The following is an 18,749-nucleotide window of genomic DNA, read 5'->3' on the forward strand; positions in this document are numbered from 1 at the left end:
GCGTCCCGATTTACGTTTATCAACCGGCTTACAGTACAATCGATTACCGGCAGCTCGTCAACCCCCTTGGGGCAATCGGCGCTTGAAACCCCTGCGCAGCCCCCTTGCGCCGACAGGAAGGGTGCGCCTTATCCATGCCCTCACGCCGCACCAGCCCCACCGTAAGCCGTGCCTTGCAGGATCGCCGCCCCAGCCCCTATAGCAGCGCCACATTGCTGCCGGCCCGACCACGCCCGGCGCGCTCGCTCCCTGGATTAAGACGCTTGCTATGACGATCCCTTCCCGCCGCACGTTCGCGATCATCTCCCACCCGGACGCAGGCAAGACGACCCTCACGGAAAAGCTGCTGCTCGCCGGCGGCGCCATTCACCTCGCCGGCGAAGTGAAGGCGCGCGGGGCCAATCGTCGCGCGCGCTCGGACTGGATGAAGATCGAGCAGCAGCGCGGCATCTCGGTGACCAGCTCGGTCATGACCTTCGAGCGCACCCAGCCCGATGGCAGCGTGATCACTTTTAACCTGCTCGACACGCCGGGGCACGAGGACTTCTCGGAAGACACCTACCGCACCCTGACCGCCGTCGACAGCGCCGTGATGGTGATCGACGCCGCCAAGGGCATCGAGCCGCAGACGCGCAAGCTCTTCGAGGTGTGCCGCCTGCGCAACGTGCCCATCATCACCTTCGTCAACAAGGTGGACCGCGAGGGGCGCGACAGCTTCTCGCTGCTGGATGAAGTGGCCGACGCGCTCGCGCTGGATGTCTGCCCGATGAGCTGGCCCGTCGGCATGGGCGGCGAGTTTGAGGGCATCTACGATTTTGCCACCAATCGGCTCTACCAGCCGGTCGGCCCGAGCAAGGAATTTGACGGCAGCTTTACCCAGCTCACCGGCCTGGACGATGAGAAACTCGCGACCGTGCTCTCCGCCGCAGGTCTTGCGCGCCTGCGGGAAGAGGCCGAACTGGCGCAGGCTGGTTATGCCGCGTTCGACCTGACCGCCTATCGCCATGGCGACCTGACGCCGGTCTATTTCGGCTCCGCCCTCAAGCGCTTTGGCGTTGGCGAGTTGATCGACGCGCTGGCCGCCCATGCCCCGCCGCCGCGCACCCAGCCGGCCGAGCCCGCGCCGGTCGAGCCGGAACGCGGCGACGTGACCGGCTTCATCTTCAAGGTGCAGGCCAATATGGACCCGCAGCACCGCGACCGCATTGCCTTTATGCGCCTGTGCTCGGGCAAGTTCCGCCGCGGCATGAAGCTCACGCCCTCCGGCAGCGGGAAGCCCATCGCCGTCCACTCGCCGATCCTGTTCTTCGCGCAGGACCGCGAGATTGCCGACGAGGCTTTCCCCGGCGACATCATCGGCATCCCCAATCACGGCACGCTGCGGGTGGGCGACACGCTGAGCGAAAAGGCGGATGTGCGCTTTACCGGCCTGCCCAATTTCGCGCCGGAAATCCTGCGCCGCATCGCGCTCAAGGACCCGACCAAGACCAAGCAGTTGCGCAAGGCGCTGGACGATCTCTCCGAAGAGGGCGTGATCCAGGTTTTCTATCCCGAGATCGGGAGCCAGTGGATCATCGGCGTCGTCGGCCAGCTGCAGCTCGATGTGCTGATCAGCCGGCTGGAGGCGGAGTATAAGGTCGGCGCGGTGCTGGAGCCGGCGCCGTTCGACACGGCCCGCTGGCTGACCGGGGAGGCCAAGAAGCTGGAAGACTTCGCCAGTATCAACCGGACGAGCATGGCCAAGGATCGCGACGAGAACCCCGTCTTCCTCGCCAGATCGGCATGGGATGTGGGCTATCAGGCCGAGCGCAACCCGGACATCAGCTTCAGCGCCACACGCGAGCGCTGATCGGAGGGGTTAGCCCCGGCCTCCCTGCTCACTTACCCGACATCGCTCTTGATCAGCTTGAGTTCGGTCGGCTGGCCGCTATGCGTCATGCGCCCATCGATCTGGCCGCCGGTGGCGATGGTGATGCGCTCGTAGCTCACATCACCGGTGATCCGGGCGGTCGCCTCCACCACCAGCTCCTCTGCCGTGATCGATCCCTCGATCAGGCCGCCGATCCGGGCGCTCTTGGCCTTCACATGGCCAGCGATGCGGCTTTCGGCGCCCTGCACCAGCGCCGCGCAGGCAATGTCGCCCTCGATCGTTCCATCGATATGCAGATCCACGCTGGCTTCCAGATTGCCCGTGATCCTGACATCGCTGCCGAGGATCGAGAACGGCGTGTGCTTAGCCCCGGTTGCCACTGTCGGCGACGCGCCGCTTGGCCGTTTGCTGGACTTCGAGAACATCCCTGCGTGCCTCCAGAAAGGGACGCGGATTGACGGCCGCGCCATGGACATGGACTTCGAAATGCAAATGCGTGCCGGTCGAACGGCCCGTGGATCCCATGCGCGCGATCTGGGTGCCGCGTGCCACCTTCTGGCCCGGCTTGGCATTGAAGCCGGAGAGGTGCGCATAGAGCGTCGAGAGGCCCTTGCCATGGTCGACTTCCACGACATTGCCATAGCCATGCTTGGTGCCGACGAAGGTCACCGTGCCGGGCGCGGCGGCGAGGATGGGCTGACCCATGCGTCCCCGGAAATCGATGCCGCCATGGAACGCGAGGCTGCCGTTGAAGGGGTCACGCCGATAGCCATAGGAACTGGTGGTCATCGGCGCCGCCGTCGGCTTGCCGGAGGGGATCGCCGCCAGCGCGGCTTCCATGGTGTTGAGACGGGTCAGCAGCAGCGCGATATCTCGCAGCTCCGGCTGGTCGGCGACAATCGATGCGACGGGAATGAACGGACCGCCCTGCCCCCGCTCTCGCACCGCCATGCGGGCCGGATCGAGGCCGAAACTGCGGATCGCCTTTTCGACCGCCGCGAGGCGATGTTCGACCGCGCCAGCCAGGCGCGTCTCGAGCACTTCCTGATGACGCCGTAGCGCCTCCAGCCGCGAGGCCTCCGGGGACGCCGCGCTCAGCGGCTTGCTGACCTCCGGACCGTCAGCGGGCGCACCTGCGCCGCCCTCTTCGATCCCCGTGCCGAGGCTGGAGCGCAGCAGTTCATCGAGGGCCTTCTGCCGCTGCTCGATATCCTGAGCGATATCGTTCACCGACTCTCGATAGGCCTTCACCTTGGCCTGCTGGGAGAGAACCTCGGCCCGATCCCGCGCGACATGGCCGCGCTCGAGAAGCAGGCTGGCCTGATTCCACAGGATCGCGAATGTGCCGACGGCCCAGAGCAAAGCCAGCACTGCCAGCGCGCTGGCAGCGACGATCTGGAAGCGCGTGGAGATACGGATGAAGCGCACGCGTCCTCCGGTGCGGAGAAAAATCTCCCGCTCGGGCGCGAGAGACAGCAGACGTGCGATCACACCCCCGGAATTGGTTTTGTCAGCGGACAAGGATTGCTCTGTTCTATATCGTTTGAATTGCCACGGCGGCTACCAGAGCGCCCCTCCGCAAGCGAATCGCGGCGCCAAGCCCTGCGATGAGTCGAAAAGTGGACACGACGAGTCGATGAATGACAGTGGAACGGCGGCGCGTGTTCGGCGTTGGTTCGCGTCCGATTGCCACGAGACCGCCACCGGGCACTGCGTCGAGTCGCATCATTTTGCGATCTTCGTCACGCATGCCTACCAGAGCTTGTTGGCGCGATAAATTGCAGCCTTTCGAGAAACAGGCGACACCGGGCGTTGCCATGCACGAACAGCCTGTTTATAGGCCGCTCTCAGCCGGTACGGGACGCCACTTCCCCCGGTGAGCGCGGAGACGTGGGTGAGTGGCTGAAACCAGCGGTTTGCTAAACCGTCGTAGCCTTAAGGGGCTACCGAGGGTTCGAATCCCTCCGTCTCCGCCAGATCCTGAACCTCAGCGATCCCCCTCAACCTAACGCGAGTCCACAGCATTTGAGAAAACTGCGGTTTTCGTGAAATCGCGTGTCGCGCCAGTTCGTCAGAAACGCGTACAACCGAGCCGATTTTATGACCAATTTCATGACTTGATCCCGCGAGACCGCTCTCATAGCTGATAATGGGCTGCGCACTCGAACAAACTAAACGTCAAGCAGGTGGAGCGACTCACGAAGCCTGGAATCTATTCCGACGGCGGCGGTTTATATTTATGCCCGCTCCTTCCTCGTCCCGCGCTTTCGGAATACGATCGGTATCGCCGAGCAGGTCTCGTCCTGGAACTACCTCTACGCCTTCCTGGGCGCAGGAGAGCAGAATCCGGCGCTTCCGACCGGAATGCGATCGTCATGTTTCGCGCAGGCGCCAATCCCGACCTGAAAACGCAGAAGGCCGACACGTTCACATTCGGCCTCGATCTGACAACGGCCTTCATTCCGAACGTAATGATCAGGACGGGCTATTATCGCATCAAAATCGCGGGACGGGTCGTGACGCCATCGCAGGACGACAGCGTGTCGCTTCCCGAGCTTCAAGGGTTCAACATCCGCAATCCCACCCGCGCCCAGATCGAGAACATCATCAAAAATCCTGCCGTGTTCCGGTGGTTTACGGCCGATATCCCATTCATCGCTGACGGCGGAACGGAAATCTACAGCAGCGCGAACCAGATTCCCCAAGGCCTGCTCTCGCAGGTGCAAGCCGTGGCGGAAATTGGCCCGCAGAACTTCGCGGTGGAGAAAACCGACGGCATCGACCCCGATCTTAGCTATCGCACGCTGCTGTTGGGTGGCGATGCCTCGGTGCACCTCACCGGCCAATATATCCTCAATCTCGCGCTGGACGCCGGTGCCGGCAGCGCGGTCTCGCGGCTGGACGGCTATGCGCAGCCGGCCGCCCTCCAACTGAACAGGACCTTCATCTGGGGACGCGACGGCGTGTCGGTCGGCTCGGTCGTCAACTATGTCGACGGGCTCACCGATAATCGCCCCGGCCAGACCCCGCGCAAGGTCGCGACCTATACCACGGCGTCTCTATTCGTCGGCTTCGACCTCGGGCGCCTTACATCCACACCTGCGCTCGACCAGAGCGAGATGCAGCTTCTCATCGCCAACCTGTTCAATAACCGCCCGCCAAATATCGCAGACTCTGTGCTCGGCTATGACCCGTATAATAATTCTCCCAATCCGCGCACGATCGGCCTGGTGCTCACCAAGCAGTGTGACAGCTTTCAGCCATGTCGGTCGATCGCTGTTGCGGCGATGAATGGCAGCTTCCAGGGAGCCGTTTCTAGCGGAATGTCTGCGATGTTGGCGAAATTTCCGGTTCGCCGACAGCGGCAAGCCCTTCAACCGAAGCTGTGATTACGCTTGATCGCCACGTCCCGATGAGGGCTCATCCCGACGAAACGAGCGCTCAAGTCATTCCAGGATCTTTGAAATCAGCTAGGATCATCCTGTCATGAGGAGTGATACCTATGCATTTTGCCAAATTTGCCTTTGTCACCGCCGTCCTTGCCATGGCCGCCCCGACGTTTGCCCAAGCCGCCTTCGAAGGATCTGGCGAACACGGCGAACTCGACTGCGGCGGCGGAACCGCAACGATTTCGGGCGCAAGTAACCGGATGACGGTCACTGGTGGCTGCCAACAATTGGTAATTGAAGGCGCCGGCAATGAGGTTCGGGTCGATCTTGCCTCAAAAGGCGTGATCCGCATTGTTGGTGCCAGCAACCGCGTCCAGTGGACGACGCCCGACGGCAGCAAGGCGCAACTGCGGGTGAGCGGTGCAGACAATCAGGTATCGATGATACGGTAATCCTGAGATGGCCTAACAAGGCCGGAGCTTGGCACTTTGCCGGAACGAAAGCACATCAGTCCGGTTTTGTCGCCAAGGTCAGGGAGGGTGTGATGAAACTTGTCGTATGTGGCTGCCTTGCATTGGCGACGATTTCACTATCGGGATGCTCAATCGGAAGCAGCAATGAACAGGCTGCGGAACCTGGCGCAGAAAATAATGTTACGGGGGCGCCAACGCCAGCATTGGCGGCAGAAGCCAAAGGTCGCGTTATCCCGGTCAGCGCTCAAGGCGTAGCAGATGTAGGCTTGACTGTCCGCGTCAAGAGCGTCGAGCTCGGCGTAGATGCTACCATCCTCGATATCAGTGCCTCTTACGGCGGCACAGCCAGCGGTGATGTCGACCTTGCCTTTAGCCCCACATTCATCAGGGACGAGCAGGGCAACAAGCTGATGCTCAAGCGGATCGCCGGTAATGAGGATTTGAAAATTCGAGCGGGTGAACAGATGGATGGTCGTCTCGTCTTTCTCGGCGCAGTACCGCCCTCTGCCAAATCGATCACACTGGTCCTGAATGAGGGCAACGATGGGTCGGCGATCACGGGTCCGGGGCTCAATATCCCTATCAACCTGCAGGCAGGTGCGCAGTGACACGGCTGTATGGCGGTGGCTTCGCGATTATCGGAGCCGCCTTGGTGCTTTGTGCGTGCGATAAGGTCGATGCTCCACTGCCAAGCCTCAAAAATGAGATCGGTCATTTTCGTCCCGCGCAGAACGCGCCGGAATCCAGGTTTGGGCCAGCGGGTGAGAATAGTTCGGCTTTAGACAGCGATGCCAATAGCAACTTTACCCCCACATCTGCAGACGCCAGCGAGTTTAGACTGGCTGAAGTGCCCCCTAGTCGTTTGGAAGAGACGCGATCGCTGCTAACGGAACTGGACGCAAAAAAGGATGCCGATCAGGCGATCCGATTTTCTCTCCCGGCCGATATCCTGTTCGATTTTGATAAGGCGAGTTTGCGCCCCGATGCGCTGCAGCCACTGCGCAAGGCAAAGCAGTTGGTTGCTGCTTATCCCAAAGCGCCTGTCACCATCATCGGTTACACAGACGCCAAGGGAGATGACGCGTATAACGATCGCCTTTCCATGGCTCGCGCCAGGACAGTATCGGCCAGCCTGATGGAGGGGGACAATCGACACGCCATTGTAAAGGGCCTCGGAAAACGTGACCCCGTCGCACCCAACGCTCGCCCTGATGGCAACGACGATCCTGAAGGCCGTCAGCGCAATCGTAGAGTAGAGATCATTCTTTCACCAGTTTCGAAGGCGGAGAAAGGGTGAGCATGGCTCTGATGCAATGTCCTGAATGCAATCGCAGCGTCTCGACCCATGCTGCTGCATGCCCCGGTTGCGGATATCCGATCCGCGAGAGGAAGGCTGGAGAGGTCGATGGCAAGGTGGTCACAGGTTTAACTGCGTGGTTAGTCGGTCGTTGGATCGCACGAGCCATTTTTGCTGTTGTAGGCGTGATCGCGTTGTTCGCTTTTCTTGGGACGCGATAATCTCAACGGAGACGCCGCTTACTGGACAGTCTTCGTGCCGGATGGCTTCACGATTTCGGGCTTACAAAGATACAGGCGATCGATCCGGTACAGCAGGTCACCGTGCACAGCTCTACAGCCACCACGCCGCCGACGTTCCTCATCCCGAGATTTGCTTCGGATTAAGCGCGCGCTTTGCTCCTATGGTTCTTCCAGCATTCTAGCCTTGGCGCTTGCTCGTAACGGATACGTTTTTCAGGCATCACCATGACTTTTTCTCAAAAGGCCAGATTGATCGTCTGGAAAACACCTCAGAATAGAACTTGCGGGATGCGTTGAGGCCTCTGCCGACCAACATCTGCCCCTCGACGGCCGGTAGTGAACGGCAGCCGATGCCGCAGCCTGCCGCTCTCATAAGTCAGCAGGATCAGAATTGCTCACGACAAACGCGAGAGCCTGCAAGGCCTGCAGCGCCCGGCAAAGTGTCGGGTATTGACGTGGGCGGGGGGATCAAGGCGTTTCTGGGCATCCCTTACGGTGCGGACACGGGCGACGAAAACCGCTTCCTGCCACCCAAGCGCCAACGCCGTGGCGCGGCATTCGCCCGGCCGTGTGCCACGGGGACCGACCGAGTCGGCCAGGACAGGAGCTGCCTCAGGGCGTCGTTGAGGCTCGCTGGGTTGAGAGATCTGATCTATTGCTGCTCAATGACCGTCACCCGCGTGGGGGACGTGAATCCTAATTTGGCGATCCGTGATCCAGTGACGATGATCTGGTTGCCTGCCTGCTCGCTACTCGACCTAGTTGGACGGGCAGCCTGACCGGCGCGTTCCGTTGGCTGCGACGTGCTGTCCTGTGCGGCCGCAATTGACGGACATGCGATGATCAGCGCCATAACGGACGCTGCGCAATACGAGCGGTATTTCATAATCTCTCCCCATCCGGTAGCCGTTGCCTTCTTTTTAACTGCGCAACGTCGGGATATCGTTCTTAGGAACCAATGGATGCGTGTCTAATGCGCTCGCACTATCGATCTATGCAATCTCCGTATTGATGTTCTTTGTTGCCCGATGGCGGCTGATGCGAACACAGCGTCTTTGTCCAACCTTCGGATTTCTTAAGGCTAGCCGCCAGCGAGACACGGCATAACTTCAAATGTCTGCAGGCGGCCGTTCCAGTGCCTATGCGGGTCCTAGAAGCATGATGCCGGGGAAGGATGAGAAGAGGCGCACGTCCCACAATTTTTGCGCGGCAGCCTAGTGGCCTGGTTCCGACCGGTTGAGCCAATCAAGAATCTCGGCCCGATTTTCATCGAGGCGAGGCGGGACTTCGCCGACTTGAAGACCGGGTGTAAGGCGGAAGCCGGCACCGGGGTAGCGCACTGGTCCCGTAAGAGGTCCCTCGGGGATATCGAAGGATACAAGCGCATCCGGACGCGCCAGTTCGGCCGCTTCATCGACCCGGCGCACCATCCCGCAAGGGATGCCAGCTTCGCTCAATCCTGCTTCCCAGGCGGCCGCATCCCTTGTGGCGAACACCCTCTCCAGTTCCGCCTTCATGGCGTCGAAGTTGGCCCGCCGTGCTTCTGGCGTGGCGAACAGCGGATCAGTCAGCCAGTCCTCTCGTCCGGTGAACCGGGCAAGCGCGGCAAACTGGTTGGGCTGCACGACGCCGAGCGAAATCTGCCGCCCGTCCCTGGCTGTGAACAACGAAGCGGTGGGCAGGCCGCTATAGCCGGTATTGCCCATGCGGGACATCGCTTGCCCGGTCAGCAGATAGGGCGTCACGGCCGACGTCATGAAGGCCAGGCTGGCATCGAACATCGACACATCGATATAACTGCCGCCGCCGCCCTGCAGTCGCCGTACCAGTGCGGACAGGATGGCAAGTGCCGCGGTCTGGCCGGTCAGCGTATCGACAATGGGAAAACCGACGCGCACCGGCGGGTCACCCTCTTCGCCGCTCAGCATCATCATCCCGCTGGTCGCCTGCACGATATTGTCGATGGCCGGCCAGTCGCGTTGAGGACTGTCCTGCCCATAGCCGGACACCGAGCAAAAGATGATATCCGGCCGCAGTTCTCGAACTGCCTCGTAGCCAAGGCCGAGACGTGTGATGACGCCGGGCCGGAAGTTCTCCAGCATCACATCACACCGCGCCACGATCGCGTGGGCGATGTCGAGGTCGGCGGGATCCTTGAGATCCAGCATGATCGACTTCTTCCCTGCATTGGCCGCAATGAATGCAGGTGAGAGACCTTCAAAGCGCGGATCCGATCCGTAACTGCGGAAATTGTCGCCCTTGGGCGACTCGATCTTAATGACGTCGGCCCCCATCAGCCGCAACAGGTGCGACGCATAAGGCCCGGCCATCACATGGCTGAAATCGGCGATGCGGATGCCCGCAAGCGGTTGGGTCATGGTTTTTCCGGAAATTGTTTGCGAACGATCGTCCATGCGGGGTCTTTGCAAAGGCCGCAGGACGCCCCCTTGAAGAGTTGACCCGCCTTCGCGTCACGCTTGAGTTGCCAGTCGAGCCACGCCACCGCGATCCGGCCGTAGTCCCCGCCGTTCACCGCGCCGAACGTTCCGCCATGGCCCGTGTTCTTGTTGGCGTAGAAGACGGGCACATGATCAATGCGGCCCACATCGTCATTGCCGTTGGGATAGGCGATGTCGGTCGGTCCGCCCAAGATGTAGGCGACCGGTGTATGCAGCTTGCGCAGATCGTCCTTGGCGATCGAGACGCGGCTAAGGCCATTGCCTGGCCGGTTGTACACACCGCTGTTGAAGATAACGGCCGTGCGAATGCGCGGATCGGCAGCGGCGGCAAGCGCCTGCAGGCCACCGCAACTATGTCCCATCACCGCGATCTGCATGGTATCGATGTCGCGTCCGTAGGGGCTACCCTTCACCCAGTCGATTGCAGCGAGGAGCTGGTCCACTGAGGTTTCGTCCGCGGTTGCGGGTGGCGGCATGGGCGGCTCGGGTCCCCGCTCGGTCCCAGCGGTCGGTTGCGTCGATGGCTTCTCCCCTTTGGGCGCGCCATTGGCGATGACGATATAGCCATGGCTGGCGATCTCGCGCAGGAAGCCACTGGCCGACAGCCCGTCATTGCGGCAGCCACCATTACCCCACAGCACCAACGGCAGGCGTCTTTGTGGCAGCTTCGCCGGGCGATAGATGGTGTAGCCGGGCGCATCCGCTCGCCCTTCCGCAATCGCGGGCAGATCGCCTGTTCCGCCGGGAGCTCCGATGATGCCAGAAGGTATCTGGGCCGATGCGGAAGGGGCCTGCAGGATGGCAGCCAAAGCACAGAGCAGCGGCGCGACGTGCTTCATTGATTTCCTCCACACTGAATTTTGTCGCGACCCTGCACGGAAGCGCGTGCGGTGCGGAACGCCCTGAGACCATCAATGCCGAAGCGGGACAGCTCGCGGGCATTGCCCTCCGAATCGCGCAGATAGAGCGCATCAAACCGCGCCTGCTCCTGACGCGACACGCCATTGATCGTCACATGCTGGGCGCGCGCTTCTTCCAGTCCCTTTTCAAGCGCAGCATAGATCTCGCGCGCGAGCGCTGCTTCCCAGACCGCTTGCGACTCCTCGAGGATAGCCCGATCCTGCGCACTCAGCCGATTCCAGCGCTCCATCCCCATCGCCCGAGCAGGATAGGCGCCGCGTGGAATAGCGAGGTTGTTATAGTGGCGGGCGACCTCGGCGAAATGTAGCGACTTGAACGTGTCGCCAGGTGCGATGACGCCATCGATCACACCCTTCGCCATGGCCGAATAGACGTCAGCCATCGGCATGTTCACCGGATCGGCGCCGAGGGATTCGAGCACGCTCAGCAGCTCCGTCGGCGCGCGCAGACGCAGGCCGCGCAGATCGGCCAAGGAGTTCACCTGCCTGCTGGTGGTGACGACGCCGGCGAGCGATCCGCCCTGCACCGCCAGCACCTTGAGCCCTTCCAGCTCGTGGCCGATCTCGGGGTTCGCCGCCGCGATGCAACGATAGAGCGCAAGTTGGGATTCAATGCTGTCCGCACCGCCGTAGAAACCCGTCTGGATGCGGATGAGATGGGCGCCGCCGCGCGCGTAGATGGGCGTGATGAGCCCCACATCCGCGACACCGTGGCGCAGTTCCTCCATCGACATGTCGGACGAAAGCAGCGCCCCGGACCAGCTCGGCCGGATGCGGATGCGGCCGTGCGAGCGCTGCTCGACAAACGCCATCCACGCCTGATCCGCTTTGCTGAACGGATGATTGGGGCTGTAGGGCGTTGCATAAGTGAGTTCCGTTACGTCCTGCGGCACAGGCCGGGCGCAGGACGCCAGCAGCAGTAGTAGCGAAGGCAGGAACGCCCGCAGCCTCATGCAAGCCCCCGCTCGGCGAGGAAGCTGGCCACCGTCGCCACCATCCTGTCATGGTCCCAGTTCTTGGCATCCACCATGTCGGCATCAATGGTCAGCACCGGCACGCCTGCTGCCTCCAGCGACAGCGCGGTCAGCTTTGTGCCCGATTGCGAGAGGCGGTTGTCCGGCGGGAGCAACACAACGCAGGCGTCGATGCCGCAGCGCTCCGCCTCGCTGGTCATCCAGCCGTTCATCCAAGGCGGCAGGTGTAGCACTTCATTCATGGAGCAGATACGGCTGGCCAGCGCATCCATTGGCTCGCCCTGCAGTTCACGGATATATTGCGGCCCGGCGAACGGCATATACATCGACCAGACGAAGACTGCGCCGAGCCGTTCCTCCAGGGCCTGATAGAAGCCGGGGTCGTGCCACACACCCGCGCCGATCCACATGAGGCGGACCTTCTCGTTGCTGGCAGAGCCAGTACCATTTGCGATGCGCTCCATCACCTCGTCGCGGAAACGTTTGGCATGGGCGACCGCCCAATCCGATCCGCGATGCCATTGCGGGATCATCGTGTTGGGCATCTGCTCGGCGATCGACACGGGGCAAGGCCGCGCCCGGCCGATGGCCTGCGCCGCCTCCCAGATATAGCCCTCCTGCTCGTTGATCCGCTCCATCAGATAGTGGAGCTTCGCCTCGTCGAACTTTCGCCCGGTGCGGTTCTCCAGCAGGGCGATCAGATCACGCATCTCCGCGACCATCAGCGCGATACGATCGGCATCGTAGACCTGGCGCCAGTCGCCCCGGCTATGCTCGAACCAGCGCGGGTCCTTGTGCTCCCATGCCGGCGCCTCCATCGCAAAAAATTCGCTGCCTAGCGCCTGCGCCCATTGGCCGAAGACATGCTGAATGCAGTCGCAGGTCAGCCGCGCCACCAGCACAGTCGGCGTGGGCAGGCCTCCCCAAGGGGCGGTCTTAGGATCGTTCGCGAGCGTGCAGGCAAGGCCCAGCGAGCAATATTTGCAGCTATTCTCCGGATAGCCATGCCGGGCCATTACCTCAAAATACTGGTTCGAGAGCTGCTTTGCCGAAATATAGGCCGACCACCACTGGTTGGTGATGATCGGAATATCCATCACGTGGAAGATTTCGTGCGGCGTGTCGGCCTGCACGATGGCGAAAGGCTCGCCCTCATCCACGACCCGGCGCCGCAGATCCGCACCGAACTGCTTCTGATAGGCGCTGGCTGCTGCCGTGCAGGCCAGATCTTTGCGGCTGCGCTGCCCTGTTGCCCGCGTCGAGACATCCTGGCTCATTCAAAAACTCCTGCAGCGTCGAGCTGTGCGATGCGGGCCTCCGAGAGGCCGCAGAGGTCGCGGGCGATGGCGTGAGCATGCTCGCCCATGCGCGGCGCGCGGAACGGCTCCAAGCGATCATGCGAAAATTTGATGGGGGTTGCGATGTGGCCGAACGGCCCAAGCAGCGGGTGGTCAAGCGTCACCAACGCGCCGCGCCCGGCAAGTTGCGGATCGTGATCGATCATGTCTTCACAATCCTGCACCACACCGCAGGCGATGCCGGCGGCCTGAAGCTCGGCCATAATGGCATGGTCAGCGCGTTGCGCGACCCACGCCGCGACGTCGCCGCCGGCAATGGCGTGGAGTCTGGCAAGCTCTGCTTCGTCCCTCAGGCTGATCGCCACCCATCGATCCTCGCCCTGCGCCTGGAAGACATCCTGAGAGAAGACAGCGGGGTCCGCATTGCCCGAGCGCTGCGGGCGCTCGCCGCGCCGCGCCGCCGCCAGATAGTCCCGCATCTGTTGCACGCAGATCTCGTACATGGAGGCATCGATATGACAACCAAGCCCGGTTTCGCGGCGATGCTGCAGCGCCGCCGCCACTGATCCTGCCATGACGAACGGCACGATGACGTCGCCATAGGGCACCGCGCCGGGAATGACGGGATCGCGGTCCGGATAGCCGGTGAGGAAGGTCCGTCCCGAGAGTGCGCCACCGGTCCCGTCGACACCCCATTCCTGCGCCAGCGGACCGGTCTGGCCGAACACGCTGCCCGACACCATGACGATGCCCGGGTTGCGCGCCGCCAGTGCATCATAATCGAGGCCAAGCTTCTTCATCGTGCCGGGGGAGAAATTCTCGACCACCACATCGGCCCAGTCGATCAGCGGATCGATGAGTTCACGCGCCTCCGGTTTCTTCATGTTCAGCGAGAGGCTGCGTTTGGAGCTGTTGAGATGCGCGAACCAGGGCTTGTCGTCCCAATTGCCTGGGCTGGACGCGGAAACCTGCACGTCGAGACGGGCAAGATCAGGCCGCGTGCGGCTCTCGATCTTCACGATCTCCGCGCCAAGATCACCGAGCGTCTTGGTCGTGATCGATCCGACCAGAGCCCAGGCGAAATCCAGCACCCGAACGCCCGCCAGCGGCCCCGGCCGCTCGCCGGTGTGGATGGCGGGCGCGGCAATGGCAGCGCCCTTGCGGATCGTCGCGAAGCGCTCCGGCAGGCCCGAAGGCGTATCGAAGAAGTGGCGCGCCGCCAGATGCGGATCGGCCAGCACATCGCCCGGCTCGTTCGCCACGCAGGCATTGATGCCGCGCCTCAGCCCTTCGGTCGCGATCTCATGCTTGGTGCGCGAGAGGAAGAAGGCGGCGATCGCTGCCTCCCACAGCGCCCGCGTGTCGGCCGGCAGCGTAGAGCGATTGTAGCTCAGCCAGTCCGTGCCGTGCAGCGGATTGGGCACGCCGACGTCGTCCATCCAGTCCGAGAGGGCCTGATTGGCGGGCGCGCCGAGCCGCCCGGTCATCAGCGAGTGGAAGCACCAGCCGTCCGCCAGCCGCCAGATGGCCCGCACCGTGGCTTTGCCGTAAGCGAGCGCACCGCCCACGCGCGTGAGCTTGCGCCGGTCGAACTGCCAGCACAGCACGCCGTTGAAATTGCGACTGAAGGCAACCTGCTGGATGGAGACATCGACATGCTGCCCCTTGCCATGCGTGCCGCGCGAATAATGAGCGGCCATCGCCCCGGCTGCGGCCACCATGTCCGCATGGAAGGTGCAGGCGTCCCCCGCTTCCTTCACCGGTGCCAGACCCGGCTCGCCGGTCACGCGGAGGGCCCCTCCCATGGCGGAGGCCACCAGCTCGCCGCCTTTCCATTGCGACCGTGGACCACCCGAGCCGAAGGTGGTGACCGACACATGCACAGCCGTCTCCGGGATGGCGATGCCCCCCAGCCCTTCCAGCCCGATATCGTCGATGACGAACGATGCGCCCTCCACCGGACCGCCCAGCTCCGCCCCAATCGAAGCGAGGAATCGGGCCAGTGGCCGATCCGCCATGCCGCCAAGAATGGCGACGCGATGACCGGACAAGGGCATCATGCAGAAAGCTCCTTCAGAAATTTCGTGATCTCGGCGGTCGCGCCGTCCGTTCCGCGGCAGTCGCGCCGCGTCATGATGAGGTTGGGAATACCGGCCTGCGACAAGGCCTCACGCTGCGCGGGGAGATGCCAGATGCGCGCCTCGTCCTCCTCCGCAAACCACAGCACGACCGCCGAGGCGCCAAGCGCCCGCGCCTTGCCGACCAGATCCGATGCGCGATCGAAAAAGGCGCGGCCGCTCTGCGAGGCGGCATGGAGCTGATGCGCGATGGCAGTTATCGGATCGCCGCTCGCTTCCTCAATCGCCGCGCCCGGATCTTGCCAGGCGTCTGCAAGCGTCGGTCCCGATGCGGACCAGCGGGCCGCCTCGATGGCTGCGTGGAGACGGCGGTCAGGCGGCGGCGTGCCAGTCAGCAGGCAATGAGGCGCAGCCATGCCCGCCGTCCCGCTGGCCGATGCACGACGCCGGTTGGTTTCGGCGATGCCACGCTCCAGTGCATGGGCATCCAGCCCCAGCCGATCGGCAAGCTGGCGCACAGCCGCCACCATATGCGCGGCACTGCTCGGACGGGCGATCCGCGCCACGTCGAAAATCAGCGGCTCGGGGCCTTTGACCTCTCCCTGCCTGCGCAGCTCGCAGATGTAGTAATAGAGCCGCTGTGCCGCGTCGTCCGCGCGGGAGAAGATGACGGCGTCTAGACCATCCAGCGCCCCATCCGCCCAGTCCTGCACGATCGACCGCGCCCAGAGCGGAAACTTGCTTTCCAGCCAGCGGTCTGCGGTCGGCGTGGCGCGGTCGACATTCCAGGCCACAGGCCCGGAACAGGCGCCCGTCGCGGCGAGCAAGTCTTGCGGCAGATCGGGGCCGACATAAGCGATCATGGTCATTGTCCAAATACGGTAGGCAGCCACAGCACCATGGCCGGGAAGAGAATGATGAGCAGCAGGTGGATAAGATCGCTGGCAAGGAAGGGCATCACGCCCCGGAAGATGCGGCCGAGCGGCACATCCTTCGCCACGCCCTGAATCACGTAGAGGTTCATGCCGAGGGGCGGATGGACGAAGCCGATCTCCATCGCGCGGGTGATGAAGATGCCGAACCAGATGGGCGACATGCCCACGCTCTCGACGATCGGGAGCAGGATCGGCGTGGTGAGCAGCATCAGCGCGAGGCCATCCAGCACCGATCCGAGCAGCAGCAGCAGAACCGCCACGACGAGGAGCGTGGAGATGGTGCCGAGGCCCATCTGCGTCACGCTGCTGCCCACCGCCTCGGTGAGGCCGGTGACGCTGATAAAGACCGAGAAGGTGATCGCCCCGATGATGACGAGGAAGATGAGGCCCGCCGTGCGCAGCGTTTCCGAGAAGGCGCGGAACAGCACGTCCCGGTTCAGGCGGCCACGCCAGGCCGTGATGACCAGCGCGCCGGCCGTGCCGATGGATGAGGCCTCCGAGGGGCTGAACCAGCCCAGCACGATGCCGCCCAGCACCACAGCGACCAGCAGCAGCATGTCGGCGATCTTGAGCATCGCCCGGCCACGCTCGGGCCAGCTCGCGCGCACGCTGGCCGGCGCGATGGAGGGCTTCCAGCGGCAGAGCAGCCAGATGACCAGGCAATAGAAGAGCATCTGCGAGATGCCCGGGATCAGCGTCGCAGTGAACAGCTTGCCGATCGATTGCTCGGCAATGATGCCATAAACGATCAACGCGCCGGATGGCGGCAGCATCTGGCCCAGTGTGCCGCCCGCCGCGACCGTGCCGGTCGCCAGGGCGTCGGAATAGCCGCGCTGGCGCATTTCCGGCAGGGCGACGAGGCCGATGGTCGCCGCCGTCGCCAGGCTCGATCCGTTGATCGATCCGAAGCCGGCGCACCCGCCCACCGACGCATAAGCGAGGCCGCCGCGCCGGTGACCGATCATCTTGGCCGCGGCATCGAACAGGTCGCTGCTGGCATTGGCGGAAAAGAAGAGATGCGCCATCAGCATGAAGAGCGGCAGCGTCCCCAGCTCGTAGCGGGTCAGCGTCTCGACCACGACGACGCCCGCCTTGATGAGCGCCGCTTCCGGCCCCAGCACGATCATCAAGCCGCCTACGCCGACAAGGCCGAGCGACACGCCGATCGGCAAGCCGGCCATGAGAATGGTCAACAGAATCAGCAGGCCGATAAAGCCTGTCTCGGGTGTGGCGAACATCATGAGCGGGGCCGCTCGGCGAGCTGGCGGACCAGCAGGACAATGACGACAACAAGCGAGGCATTGAGGAAGGCGCGCATCCACCGCCATGGCACGCCGACCAGTTCGCTCACTTCCTGGCTATTCCAGAGATCGGACGCGAGCCAGCAGGAGCCGGCGAGCAACCCTGCATAGAAGACGATCGAGAGCGCCGTGCAGGTGCGCTCGGCAATGTCGCGCCGAACGCCCGTCAGCCGATCGAGGATCAGATGCACGCGGGCATGGTTCCGGGCGATCGTCGCCGCCACGAGCGCCAGCGCTCCGGCGACCAGAACCGCGACCTGAACCAGCTCGATCGCGCCCTTGAGCGGCAGGCCCGTGTGCCGCCCGATCACGGCGAGCAGGTTCAACAGCGCGGCCGCGATCAGGGCGCCCCCCCCGATCCAGACCATGGCAACCCTGGCAGAATTCATGCGCCAACCTCTTCGACGCGACCATCGGCCGCTATTGCGATGGCAGGCAGTCCCGCCTTTTGCGTGATACGCTCGACATAGGTCCGGATGTCCGCCGCGCGGGCTGGCGAAGCAAGCACGGGCCGCCCCGGCGCCTCGACATCGACGGGGATAATGCCCACGTCCATCGCGCCGCCACCATGGAGACGGATGGTGCCGAGAAAGGCGTTCACCGCTTCAGGATGAAAGGGCGCGAGCGTGTAGGCCGGGTCCGGCTCGAAACCGAAAAGCTTGCGCCGCCGATCCGCCCATTCCGCGCGTGCCGGATGATCCTGCGCCGGACTGAGCGCACTGGTGACGACGCAGCCATTGCCAAGTCCATGGAAGATCGGTTTCCCGCGATAAAATTCGATGCCGCGCACGATATGCGCATGGTGACCGATTACGACGTCCGCCCCCGCATCGATCGCAGCATGAGAAACCGCGCGTTCGTAAGGCGCGAGTTGCGCCGGTGTGTGAACGATACCCTTGTGGAGGGCCACGAGCACGATGTCCGCTTGCTGGCGCGCGGCCGCGATATCCTCCCGCAAGGTCGCGACGGCCTCTGCGGTCAGCGTGGTGAGCGCAGCCGCCGGCGCAATCGGCGCGCCGTCTGCCGTATCGACCCGCAGAAAGGCGCAGCCGGCAGTATCCTTACCGGCCCAACTGTTTTCCGGGCCAACACAATTATAGCTCAGCAGCGCGATCCGATGGCCACCGCGCGTCACGATCGCTGGCGCGCGGGCGGCTGCAAGCGTCAGCGCCGCGCCGGTGTGATGCACGCTTTGCGCATCGAGACCGGCCAGCGTGTCGGCAATGCCCTGCGAGCCGCAATCGGCGATGTGATTGCCGGCAAGACTAAGCATCCCGAACCCTGCCTGCGCGATGGCGGCAAGATTTTCGGGCGGCGCACCGGGGGCCGGCACGTCTCCCTTGAGTTCGGCGACACTCGCCGTGTGGGGCACTTCCAGATGCCCCACCGCGATGTCGGCCGCATGCAGGGCGGGGGCAATCCCGGCCAGCCAATAGGCGCCATCCGGCTCATCCAAAACCAGATCGCCTGCCAGCACAATCGAGATCGCCTCCTTCCCCACGCTAACTCAGCT

At 63.3% G+C, this 18,749-nt stretch carries 16 protein-coding genes and 1 tRNA gene; 6 read left to right on the top strand and 11 right to left on the bottom strand.

What is annotated here, in order from left to right:
* Positions 1 to 268: 268 nt before the first annotated feature.
* The gene (locus M2337_RS01360) at positions 269 to 1,849 is read left to right on the top strand and encodes a peptide chain release factor 3 (protein ID WP_264571389.1); all 1,581 of its coding nucleotides are present in this window, start codon (positions 269 to 271) and stop codon (positions 1,847 to 1,849) included.
* Positions 1,850 to 1,881: 32 nt separating this feature from the next.
* On the opposite strand, the gene M2337_RS01365 is transcribed toward M2337_RS01360, so the two are convergent.
* Both M2337_RS01365 and M2337_RS01370 read right to left on the bottom strand, forming a co-directional pair.
* On the bottom strand, positions 1,882 to 2,295 hold the full coding sequence (locus M2337_RS01365) for a bactofilin family protein (protein ID WP_264571390.1): 414 nt from the start codon (positions 2,293 to 2,295) through the stop codon (positions 1,882 to 1,884).
* Complete coding sequence (locus M2337_RS01370) at positions 2,234 to 3,391, bottom strand: M23 family metallopeptidase (protein WP_264571391.1); 1,158 nt, start codon at positions 3,389 to 3,391, stop codon at positions 2,234 to 2,236. The genes M2337_RS01365 and M2337_RS01370 overlap by 62 nt, the downstream gene beginning before the upstream one ends.
* A 363-nt stretch (positions 3,392 to 3,754) precedes the next feature.
* On the opposite strand from M2337_RS01370, the gene M2337_RS01375 reads away from it, so the two are divergent.
* The 5 genes from M2337_RS01375 to M2337_RS01395 all read left to right on the top strand — a co-directional run bounded on the left by M2337_RS01375 (position 3,755) and on the right by M2337_RS01395 (position 7,029).
* A tRNA-Ser gene (locus tag M2337_RS01375) sits at positions 3,755 to 3,846 on the top strand.
* Between the two features lie 210 nt (positions 3,847 to 4,056).
* Entirely contained in the window at positions 4,057 to 5,259 is a 1,203-nt protein-coding gene (locus tag M2337_RS01380; RefSeq protein WP_264571392.1) for a TonB-dependent receptor, read from the top strand.
* A gap of 113 nt (positions 5,260 to 5,372) precedes the next feature.
* Positions 5,373 to 5,711 (top strand): DUF3060 domain-containing protein, encoded by a 339-nt coding sequence (locus M2337_RS01385; RefSeq protein WP_264571393.1) that lies wholly within the window; start codon positions 5,373 to 5,375, stop codon positions 5,709 to 5,711.
* A 92-nt stretch (positions 5,712 to 5,803) separates the two neighbouring features.
* Entirely contained in the window at positions 5,804 to 6,340 is a 537-nt protein-coding gene (locus M2337_RS01390) for a hypothetical protein (RefSeq protein WP_264571394.1), read from the top strand.
* Positions 6,337 to 7,029 (top strand): OmpA family protein, encoded by a 693-nt coding sequence (locus tag M2337_RS01395; RefSeq protein WP_264571395.1) that lies wholly within the window; start codon positions 6,337 to 6,339, stop codon positions 7,027 to 7,029. The genes M2337_RS01390 and M2337_RS01395 overlap by 4 nt, the downstream gene beginning before the upstream one ends.
* 1,456 nt (positions 7,030 to 8,485) lie before the next feature.
* Here the strand turns inward: M2337_RS01395 and M2337_RS01400 are convergent.
* Genes M2337_RS01400 through M2337_RS01440 form a run of 9 tightly spaced genes read right to left on the bottom strand, consistent with a single transcriptional unit; the run spans position 8,486 to position 18,737 of the window.
* Positions 8,486 to 9,649: a CaiB/BaiF CoA transferase family protein gene (locus tag M2337_RS01400; RefSeq protein ID WP_264571396.1), complete on the bottom strand. Its 1,164-nt coding sequence runs from the start codon at positions 9,647 to 9,649 to the stop codon at positions 8,486 to 8,488.
* Positions 9,646 to 10,569 carry a hypothetical protein gene (locus M2337_RS01405; RefSeq protein ID WP_264571397.1) on the bottom strand — a complete coding sequence of 308 codons (924 nt, stop codon included), beginning with the start codon at positions 10,567 to 10,569 and terminating at the stop codon, positions 9,646 to 9,648. Before M2337_RS01405 ends, M2337_RS01400 begins: the two co-directional genes overlap by 4 nt.
* Entirely contained in the window at positions 10,566 to 11,603 is a 1,038-nt protein-coding gene (gene dctP, locus M2337_RS01410) for a TRAP transporter substrate-binding protein DctP (protein WP_264571398.1), read from the bottom strand. Before dctP ends, M2337_RS01405 begins: the two co-directional genes overlap by 4 nt.
* A complete protein-coding gene (locus M2337_RS01415) occupies positions 11,600 to 12,901 on the bottom strand; it encodes a 2-hydroxyacyl-CoA dehydratase subunit D (protein WP_264571399.1) in 1,302 nt (433 codons plus the stop codon). Before M2337_RS01415 ends, dctP begins: the two co-directional genes overlap by 4 nt.
* Complete coding sequence (locus M2337_RS01420) at positions 12,898 to 14,982, bottom strand: CaiB/BaiF CoA-transferase family protein (protein ID WP_264571400.1); 2,085 nt, start codon at positions 14,980 to 14,982, stop codon at positions 12,898 to 12,900. Before M2337_RS01420 ends, M2337_RS01415 begins: the two co-directional genes overlap by 4 nt.
* Positions 14,979 to 15,869, bottom strand: coding sequence for a hypothetical protein (locus tag M2337_RS01425; protein WP_264571401.1), 891 nt, complete (start codon positions 15,867 to 15,869; stop codon positions 14,979 to 14,981). Before M2337_RS01425 ends, M2337_RS01420 begins: the two co-directional genes overlap by 4 nt.
* Entirely contained in the window at positions 15,866 to 17,176 is a 1,311-nt protein-coding gene (locus M2337_RS01430) for a TRAP transporter large permease (protein WP_264571402.1), read from the bottom strand. Before M2337_RS01430 ends, M2337_RS01425 begins: the two co-directional genes overlap by 4 nt.
* Complete coding sequence (locus M2337_RS01435; RefSeq protein ID WP_181560754.1) at positions 17,173 to 17,625, bottom strand: TRAP transporter small permease subunit; 453 nt, start codon at positions 17,623 to 17,625, stop codon at positions 17,173 to 17,175. Before M2337_RS01435 ends, M2337_RS01430 begins: the two co-directional genes overlap by 4 nt.
* Positions 17,622 to 18,737, bottom strand: coding sequence for a CapA family protein (locus tag M2337_RS01440; RefSeq protein WP_264571403.1), 1,116 nt, complete (start codon positions 18,735 to 18,737; stop codon positions 17,622 to 17,624). Before M2337_RS01440 ends, M2337_RS01435 begins: the two co-directional genes overlap by 4 nt.
* Positions 18,738 to 18,749 lie beyond the last annotated feature (12 nt).

The organism is Sphingobium sp. B2D3A (assembly GCF_025961795.1).
Classification (GTDB): domain Bacteria; phylum Pseudomonadota; class Alphaproteobacteria; order Sphingomonadales; family Sphingomonadaceae; genus Sphingobium.